The 8,752-nt window shown below is 62.4% G+C and carries 7 protein-coding genes and 1 pseudogene; 2 read left to right on the forward strand and 6 right to left on the reverse strand.

Annotation, left to right across the window (positions count from 1 at the left end; translation table 11 throughout):
• Positions 1-70: 70 nt before the first annotated feature.
• The gene (locus P3W85_RS20035) at positions 71-1,225 is read left to right on the forward strand and encodes an acyl-CoA dehydrogenase family protein (protein ID WP_017226102.1); all 1,155 of its coding nucleotides are present in this window, start codon (positions 71-73) and stop codon (positions 1,223-1,225) included.
• Positions 1,226-1,292: 67 nt separating this feature from the next.
• Positions 1,293-2,477: a 4-hydroxybenzoate 3-monooxygenase gene (gene pobA / locus P3W85_RS20040; protein ID WP_276266089.1), complete on the forward strand. Its 1,185-nt coding sequence runs from the start codon at positions 1,293-1,295 to the stop codon at positions 2,475-2,477.
• Between the two features lie 271 nt (positions 2,478-2,748).
• On the opposite strand, the gene P3W85_RS20045 is transcribed toward pobA, so the two are convergent.
• The 6 genes and pseudogenes from P3W85_RS20045 to P3W85_RS20070 form a co-directional block, all read right to left on the reverse strand.
• On the reverse strand, positions 2,749-3,459 hold the full coding sequence (locus P3W85_RS20045; RefSeq protein ID WP_276266090.1) for a nitroreductase: 711 nt from the start codon (positions 3,457-3,459) through the stop codon (positions 2,749-2,751).
• A gap of 202 nt (positions 3,460-3,661) precedes the next feature.
• Positions 3,662-4,750 (reverse strand): porin, encoded by a 1,089-nt coding sequence (locus P3W85_RS20050; RefSeq protein ID WP_017226105.1) that lies wholly within the window; start codon positions 4,748-4,750, stop codon positions 3,662-3,664.
• Positions 4,751-5,174: 424 nt separating this feature from the next.
• A pseudogene (locus P3W85_RS20055) lies at positions 5,175-5,288 on the reverse strand (IS6 family transposase); the annotation flags it as partial.
• Positions 5,289-5,682: 394 nt separating this feature from the next.
• Positions 5,683-6,741 (reverse strand): porin, encoded by a 1,059-nt coding sequence (locus P3W85_RS20060; protein WP_276266091.1) that lies wholly within the window; start codon positions 6,739-6,741, stop codon positions 5,683-5,685.
• Between the two features lie 146 nt (positions 6,742-6,887).
• On the reverse strand, positions 6,888-8,234 hold the full coding sequence (locus tag P3W85_RS20065) for an MFS transporter (protein WP_276266092.1): 1,347 nt from the start codon (positions 8,232-8,234) through the stop codon (positions 6,888-6,890).
• A gap of 97 nt (positions 8,235-8,331) precedes the next feature.
• Positions 8,332-8,752, reverse strand: a 421-nt coding sequence (locus P3W85_RS20070; protein WP_276266093.1) for an FAD-binding protein, incomplete at its 5' end; no start/stop codon positions are given.

Consider the following 8,752-nt stretch of genomic DNA (forward strand, 5'->3'; position numbering starts at 1 on the left):
CTGGAGCCTGCGCCGGTACCCCGGTCCTGGCGAAGTCACCTGACCCAGCTTCAACCTTCTGGAGTATGCAATGACGTTGATGAATATTGCCGGATTGTCGGACGAGCAGCGCATGATGCGCGAAGGCGTGCTCGACCTGCTTTCGCGCCACCTTCCATGGGACAAGATCCGCAAAATGGACGAAGCGCGTGAGTTCCCGCACGAAGCCTTCAATGCGCTGGCCGAAGCAGGCTATCTTGGGATTTTTTATCCCGAATCGCTCGGGGGCATGGGCGGCAGTTTCAAGGACATCGCCGTTTTCCTGGAGACGCTCGGCTACTACTACACCGGCATTGCCCAGGCCGTGACCACCACGGCAATCTATGCCGGCATGCATATCGCCAAGTTCGGTTCGCCGGAACTTCAGCAGGCTATCGTGCCTGGCATCATCGCTGGCAGGACCAAGCTGGCGCTGGCCATGTCCGAGCCGGGCACCGGCTCGGACGTGGCCGGCATCAAGACCAGCGCCCGCCGCGAAGGTGATGAGTTCGTACTCAATGGCAACAAGGTCTGGATCACCTGTGCCCACGTTGCGGACTACCTCGTCGTGATCACCAAGACCGACACCGGGGCAGATCGCCACCAGGGCATCAGCACGTTGCTGGTCGACGCCAAGGCTCCGGGGGTGACCATCAAGCCCTTGTCGATGCTCGGCCGGCGGACCTCGCATGCCAATGAGGTGTTCTTCGATAATGTCCATGTGCCTGCCAGCAACCTGATCGGCGGCGAAGGCATGGCATGGAAGAACATCATGAAGTGCCTGGGCCTTGAGCGCCTGGCGCTTGCGGCAATTTCGTCCGGTCATTGCTTCAAGATCACAGAGTACGCGCGCGATTACGCCAAGGACAGAATCCAGTTCGGCCAGCCGATCTCGAAGTTCCAGGTCATCCAGCACAAGCTTGCCGACATGCTCATCATGTCGGAGACGGCACGCCAGGCTACCTATCGTGTCGCGGAACTGCTCGACGGAGGCCATCCCGCCTTGCAGGAAACCTCCATCGCCAAGATCGTCGCCACCGATAACAACTTCAAGTGCGCTGACATCGGCCTGCAGGTTCTCGGTGGCGCAGGCTATTCGATGGAATACGACATGCAGATGTTCTTCCGTGACTCGCGCGTGGGGCCCATCGGGGGCGGCAGCAATGAGATTCAGCGCAACGTGCTGGCCAAGCTCATGGATCTGTGATGACAGCGCGTGGCGGAACTGGCCGCATGCGGCAGGCGACGTCACGGGGCATTGAGGAGGAATCAAGATGAAGACACAGGTCGCGATCATCGGCGCCGGGCCATCGGGCCTGCTGCTAGGGCAGTTGCTGACCCGCGCGGGCATCGACAACATCATCCTGGAACGCCAGGCGCCCGAGTACGTGCTTGGCCGCATCCGCGCCGGCGTACTGGAGCAAGGTACCGTCGACCTGATGCGCGAGGCCGGCGTGAGCGAACGCATGGACGCGGAAGGGCTCGTGCATGAAGGCATCGAGCTGACGTATGGGGGACGACGCGACCGCGTGGACCTCAAGACGCTGACTGGTGGCAGCACAGTACTGGTCTACGGGCAGACAGAAGTGACTCGCGACCTGATGGAAGCCCGCAGGGCAGCCGGCGCCACCACGATCTATCAGGCTGCCAACGTCCGCCCCCATGGCGTGAAGGACGAGCAGCCTTATGTCACGTTCGAGCGGGACGGCGAAACGGCCCGCCTGGACTGCGATTACATCGCCGGCTGCGACGGCTTCCACGGTGTCTCGCGGCAGACCATCCCGGCGGAGGTTCAGAAGCACTACGAGCGCGTCTACCCCTTCGGCTGGCTGGGCCTGCTATCCGACACGCCGCCGGTCAGTCACGAACTGATCTATGCGCATCACGACCGAGGCTTCGCGCTTTGCAGCCAGCGTTCCCACACACGCAGCCGCTACTATCTGCAAGTGCCATTGACGGAGCGAGTCGAGGATTGGTCCGACGAACGTTTCTGGGAAGAGTTGAAGCGGCGCCTGCCGGAAGCGGTGGCCGACAAGCTTGTGACCGGCCCGTCGATGGAGAAGAGCATCGCGCCGCTGCGCAGCTATGTGGTCGAGCCCATGCAGTATGGAAAACTGTTCCTTGTCGGCGATGCCGCGCACATCGTCCCCCCGACCGGCGCAAAGGGCCTGAACCTTGCGGCCAGCGATGTCAGTACGCTCTACCGCATCCTGCGGCTGGTCTATCAGAAAGGCCGGACAGAGCTGCTCGACAAGTACTCGGATATCGCGCTGCGGCGCGTCTGGAAAGCCGAGCGCTTTTCCTGGTTCATGACCAACTTGCTGCATGAATTTCCGGAGAACGAGCCATTCGACAAGCGCATGCAGCGGACCGACTACGACTACTTCACAAGCTCGGAGGCCGGGCTGAAGAGCATTGCCGAGAACTACGTCGGGTTGCCCTACGAGCCGGTCGAGTAAGCCGCCATGGTAGCCGGCGTCTACCGTTTAGCCGCGGTGCGCCGGCTAAACGGCATGGCCGGCACGCATCGCGTTCAGCGTAATCGCCGCGCCAGCCGGGCTGCGGGCGTGACGTATACGACGCGCATCGGCCATCGTGGCATTGTGATCAAGCGGCACGGATTCACACAGTGCGTGTTGCGTAGAACGAGACAGGTCCACTCGATCAGCCAGGCACGCGCGATCCATGGTGTGCCAGCTTCGTCCCGGAGGAGGGGGATTGCCACCGCAGCTACTCGTCCACCCAGCTGGCGACGTCCGGCAATTCCGCTCGCGTGGTACGGAAGCCATTTGCCGCATGTGCGTGGTCTGGGAAGCCAAATGAGACCCCGCAGACGATCAACCGGTCCGCCGACAGACCAAAGTGACGACGGACCAAGGCCGGCCGGGATGCCAACGCGGCCTGCGCCACGCAGGCGACGCCAAGGCCATGGGCAGCAAGCATGAAGTTGTTGACATAGCCGCCGCAGTCGATCGCGCCGTAGACGCCGAGCGCCTCATCCGTCGTGACAATGGCTACGTGTGGAGCGCCGAACAGCCGGAAATTCTCTGCTGCCTGTCTGGATGAGGCTTCCCTGTCGCCTTTTGCAACTCCTACGCTCGCATATAAGGCCAGCCCGCATTCCCGCCTGCGCTCCTGGTATATCCCCTGGTACTCGCGTGGCCACGGAAAATCCGGAGCAGCAGGCTCCCGCGCCACCCCATCAAGCATCGCCTCACGGAACCGGTCCGCGGCAACGCCACTCGCAATGACCATCTTCCAGGGTTGAGAATTACACCAGGATGCCGCTCGTTGTGCCAGGCGAAGGATTCGCTCAATCGTTTCGCGCGGCACCTGGTGCGGCAAGAATGCCCGGCAGCTGAAGCGGCCTGCGTGCAGGCGCTCAAGCGAGCTGAAATCTCCTTCCTGGACCGCGTTCTCCAGGCGTGAATCCGATGACATCGGTACCCTCCTCATTATGGCCAACCGCTCTACACTTGGGCGTCCGGAAAAAAACGTGGCACTGTGTGCAACACAGTGCCACGAACCCTTGCACCATGAAGGGAGATCAACAGTCACGAGCGCTCCATCCGGTCGAGCGCCGCGTATGAACCTATGAGACTTCGGTGCCGATCCTGCGAAGTCTCACGACATTGAAAAGTGCTCAGAATTTGTGGCGCAAGCCGATCGTCGTACCGAATTGGTTCATGCCCGGATCGGTATTCCCAAAGCCTGCGGCGCCGGCGCCCAGGCCGAGGGCAGACGTACCTCTGTTCTTCGTATAGCCTACCGAAAGATACACATCGGTACGCTTTGAGAAGGCATAGTTGGCAAAGCCAACAAACAGCCATGGATCCGCATTCGTATTCTTGAAATCCTGATAGTAGGCGGCGCCCGCCAGGGAAATTGCCGGCGTTGCCTGCCATCTCAGGCCTAGCCACCAAAGATTGGAACCCTGATTCGCGGCGCCAGGTACTGCGCCGGGAAGCAACGCGCCATCATATGCCTTCGCCCATCGGTAGCCGGCGTAGGTCGCGACCGTGCCAGTGGCGTAGGTTGCGGCAAATGTCGCGCGCCGGGTCTTGGCGTTGGGATTGACGGTCAAGGTGCCGGTATTGATCTCGTCATAGACACCACCGAAGCTGAACGGGCCCGTCGAGTAATCCAGGCGGATGCCATATTCCCGTCCCAGCTTGGGGTTGCCGGGAACTTCGCTACCCTCCGCAATCCCACTATCCGCGCCGAAGCTGTACATGGCCGCCGCGTTCAATCCGCCGAACGTGCCCACATACTTGACCGTATTGTCCGCACGCCCGACGAACCCGAGATCCTGGGTGAAGATGGAGTACCTTGGGGCCAAAACCATGGGGTCGAAATTGGCGATAAAGTCGAACAGCAGGTTTTGCTGCCGCCCTAGCAGAATGCTGCCCCATCCCCCCTGCAAGCCCACATATGCCATGCGGCCGAACAGCCGGTTGCCCTGGCCCGATTTTCCGGTGTCCGGATCAAAGCCGCTTTCCAGAACAAAGACGCCTTTGAGGCCGGCACCGAGATCTTCCGAGCCCCGGAGGCCCCATCGCGAACCGGAAATATTGCCTGCGGTTTCCCGAACGACGTCGTGCCCGCCGCCCGCCTGGTGATTGGCATATTCCACACCCACGTCAACGACACCATAGAGCGTCACGCTCGATTGCGCGTGGGCAGCCATCGAGAACAGCCCGCCAACGGCCGCAATGCATACTCTGGACTTCATTGCATCTCCTCCAATTGGGAATAGTCGATCCCATTTCGTTTTTTGTGTCTCCCATAGACCGCACTGGCGCCGACTTGCCACCGGGCGAAGACAGCCAACAGGAGTTGCATTCGAATCAACCTAGATTTTGTCGTTGGTTGAACCAATGAATTATAGAATTTACACGACGATGAGTTCTGCCGTCAAATGGGCGCGGTGAGTGTTGCTCACAGCCGACTTGCTGGTGCGAAGTAGAAAAGGGGTCTTGCGCCAAGGAGTTCGGGTGCCTGCACGAGGATTGGAACCATGGCAACCGTGGCCGCAGTGTCGAGTGTGGTGCCTGACAGTCTGAAGGCGGACCAATGTGTTGCACCCGAATCCAACTGGGCACGCTGAATACCGCGGTGACCGCCCATGCGGGTCAATCAAACTCAAACACCAGGACGAATCCAGGCATGGGCCGCTTGATGCGCTTGATTGCCCGATGGTCCTGCTCGGCGACGTTGTTCAGGTACTTGACCTGGCGAGAGACGATTGGGGTTTCCCGTTCGACGTTGATGGGGAGTGGCCAAAAGCAGGGGGGAAACCGTGGGGTCTATTGTCTACTCAGACTACCGCAGCTTCCCATGCGCATCTCGATCCAAGCATGCGTTGAAGGGAAGGGTGTACAGCCCTCCGAGGTGATCACAGTCGGAGCGATCGAGCGCGCAGCCGGTGGTGCGCCGGCATCCGGGCTGGGCTCGTACATTGGCGAGTCGCAAGAACTGCTGCGACAGCTTCAGGCCGTGGGCTTGACGGAGCTGGTCGACCAGTTCATCCGCGTGGTCGGTCGTTGTCAAAGGTTTTACTGTACTACCTGCAGGCCGCATAGCATGCCGCCCGCTCACTTGCCACAGCTCGCATGCGTCGCGTCTTCGCTGGGCGCAGCCCTGCATGCGCCCAGCTTATCTGTTTTAGAATTTATGACGTATGCCTGCCATGGCACCGAGGCGCGTGGTGTTGCCGAACATATTGCCGCTGTTGTTGAAGTTGGGCGAACCGTTCAGCGCGATCCAGGCACCGCGCAATTGCGTGTAATCCACTGCCACATACACATCGGTGCGCTTGCTGAAGTTGTAGTCCAGCATGGCCGCGGTGGTCAGGCGCTTGCCGCTGTTGCCGGCATGCTTGAGCCAGTCGTACTGTACGGTGCCGATCAGGCTGAGCGCATCGGTGATGTTCACGCGGGTGCCGACATAACCCACGTTGTTGCGGTAGTCGGCGACATCGAGGCGGTTGTTGGTGTAGCCGAGGTAATACTGTGCGCGGGCCGTCTTCCAGGTGCCGCCCAGCCCCCACACGGTCTGCTTGCTGGCCTGCGCTGCCGGCACGGCGCCGAAGAAGGCGGAGGAAACGTCATGCGTGACCTGGTAGACGGCGCCGACTTCGATCGGACCGGTGCTGTAGACCAGCGAGCCGGCGGTGGCGTTGCTGGCGGTGAAATTTCCGGCGACCTCGCCGAAGGTATAGGCGGCGGCGGCCTGCAGGCCGCCGAAGGACTTGATGTACTTGATGGTGTTGTCGTAGCGCAGGCCGGTGTAGTTGCCGCCCTGGTAGCCGACGATGGAGTTGTTGGCGAAAGCCATGGCCTCGTAGGAAGACAGGATCTCATGCGCGAGGGTGTACTGTCGGCCCAGCGCGAGCTTGCCGAAGTCGCCATCCAGGCCGATCACGGCGGTGCGACCGAACAGGCGGCCGCCTTGCAGGCTGGCGCCGCTATCTGGACTGAAGCCCGATTCGAGGATGTAGAAGGCCTTCAGGCTGTTGCCGAGGTCTTCGGTGCCACGCAGGCCCCAGCGGCTGCCGGTGAGTTCGCCATCGGTCATCTCCCACTTGTTGTTGCCGGCGGCGTTCGCGTGGGTGGTGAAACGGATGGTGGTGTCGATCAGCCCGTACAGGGTGACATTGGATTGCGCAAACGCAGGCTGAGCGAGTGCGCCCAGCGCCGCGAGCGGCACTAGCATTTTCTTCATGGAAATCTCCGTCCTCTTTTGTTGTTGCCATTTGCACGGGCTGTTTGAAGCAGCTCTGTGCCGGTGCCGGCATTCACCGGGATCATGAATCCCGCCGGCTCAGCGGGATTCGTGCGAGGGGGCCCGGCCGGCGTGCCGGGCGTTGCTTATGCCTGGCTCGGGCTCGCGCTAGCTGCTGCGGCCGAGCGCGGTGCCATGAAGTACAGCCAGGCCAGCGCGATGAAGTAGGCGCACGGGATCATGCTGAACAGCACCGAGTAGTTGTCATGGGTCCTGGTCAGGACGTAGCCGACGAGCTGCGTCATGAACATGCCGCCGATGGCGCCGATCATGCCGCCGAAGCCGAATACGGAGCTGACCACTTCCTTGGGCGTGTAGTCCATCACCATGCTCCAGATATTGGCGGTCCAGGCCTGGTGCGCGGCGATCGCGATCGAGATGGCGGCCACCGCCATCCACAGGCTGCTGGCGCCGGCGGCGAGCACGATCGTGGTGATGCAGATGGCAAAGACCAGCATCGACAGCAGCCGTGCCTTCACGGGCGCCATGCCGCGGCTGATCAGGAGCGACGACAGCGCGCCGCCGCCAATGCTGCCCACGTCCGCCATCAGGTAGATCACGATCAGCGGAATGCCCATCTGCGTCACGCTGATGCCGAGGTTGTATTGCTGGTTGAGGAAGGGCGGCAGCCAGTAAAGATAGAACCAGAACACCGGCGCGGTGATGGTGTAGGCGAGGGCGAAGGCCCAGGTGCCGCGCATGCGCAGGATGCGCGAATACGGCACCTTCTGCGGCGCCGGTTCCACGCCTTGCTGCACGTATTGCATCTCGCGCTGGCCGACGCGCGGATGTTGCTCGGGATCGTAGTAGTTGCGCACCCAGAACACCGCCCAGACGATGCCCAGCGCGCCAATGCAGTAGAAAGCCGCCTGCCAGCCCCAGGCCGCCAGGATCAGCGGCAGCATCACCGGCGCGACCAGTGCGCCGACATTGGTGCCGGCGTTGAAGATGCCGGTGGCCATGGCGCGCTCGCCGGCCGGAAACCACAGCCGCGTGGTCTTGACGCAGGCGGGGTAGTTGGCGGCTTCGGTCAGGCCAAGGAAGAAGCGGCAGACCATGAAGCCGGCGGCCGAGACCGCGAGCCCGTGCGCGCCGGCCGCGACGCTCCACAGCAGCACCGCAAGCAGGAAGGCACGCTTCACGCCCACTTTGTCGATCAGGCGGCCCTGCGCGGCAAAGCCGACGGCGTAGCCGACCTGGAACCAGAAATTGATGTTGGCGTAGTCCTGGGCGGTCCAGTTCATGGCCTTGGCCAGCACCGGCTGCAACACGCCCAGCGCGGCGCGGTCGATGTAGTTGAGCGTGGTGGCGAAGAACACCAGGGCCAGCATGCCCCAGCGGACCCTGCCTACGGCGAAGGCATTGCGCAGCTTTTGGCCGAAGGTGTTGGCAGGCGCGCCAGTCGCATGCGAGGCGAGGCGGGAATGGATCATGGGTTGTCTCCTGAAGGCGGCGATGCCGCGTTCCGGTTTGGGGAGGTGGAAGCCGGCAGTCTTGTCGCCACCGGTCAGTCGAGGTCTGGCGCGTCCGCTATCGGAGGCACTCGTGCATGTTGCGTGGTTCGCGTGAGAGTGGAGCGGGGTTGCCGGGAGCCGGAGTGGGGGCGCGCGCCTCATCGCCCGATGCACCATGAGCGCGTGAAACGGCATGCCGGGCGGCCAGATAGGCAAAGGTCAGGCCCGGGCCGATGGTGATGCCGGGGCCGGGATAGGCGCCGCCCATGATGGAGTGCATATCGTTGCCGCAGGCATACAGGCCTGGAATGGGCTTCCCGGCGGCGTCGAGCGTGCGTGCGTCGGCATCGGTCAGCAGGCCGGTTGCCGCGCCGATGTCGCCAGGGTAGAGGCGGATGGCATAGAACGGACCTGTCGCAAGCGGGCCGAGGCAGGGATTGAGGCCGCCCTGGCTGGCGTCGCCGTTGGCGCGCTGATAGTCCGTGCTGCCGCGCCGG

This window comes from Cupriavidus basilensis (genome assembly GCF_029335485.1).
Lineage (GTDB): Bacteria > Pseudomonadota > Gammaproteobacteria > Burkholderiales > Burkholderiaceae > Cupriavidus > Cupriavidus basilensis_E.

Bases quoted from the DNA above. Each gene is read 5' to 3' on its own strand.
- P3W85_RS20035 (WP_017226102.1), top strand. From the start codon at position 71: ATGACGTTGATGAATATTGCCGGATTGTCGGACGAGCAGCGCATGATG.
- pobA (WP_276266089.1), top strand. From the start codon at position 1,293: ATGAAGACACAGGTCGCGATCATCGGCGCCGGGCCATCGGGCCTGCTG.
- P3W85_RS20045 (WP_276266090.1), bottom strand. From the start codon at position 3,459: ATGTCATCGGATTCACGCCTGGAGAACGCGGTCCAGGAAGGAGATTTC.
- P3W85_RS20050 (WP_017226105.1), bottom strand. From the start codon at position 4,750: ATGAAGTCCAGAGTATGCATTGCGGCCGTTGGCGGGCTGTTCTCGATG.
- P3W85_RS20060 (WP_276266091.1), bottom strand. From the start codon at position 6,741: ATGAAGAAAATGCTAGTGCCGCTCGCGGCGCTGGGCGCACTCGCTCAG.
- P3W85_RS20065 (WP_276266092.1), bottom strand. From the start codon at position 8,234: ATGATCCATTCCCGCCTCGCCTCGCATGCGACTGGCGCGCCTGCCAAC.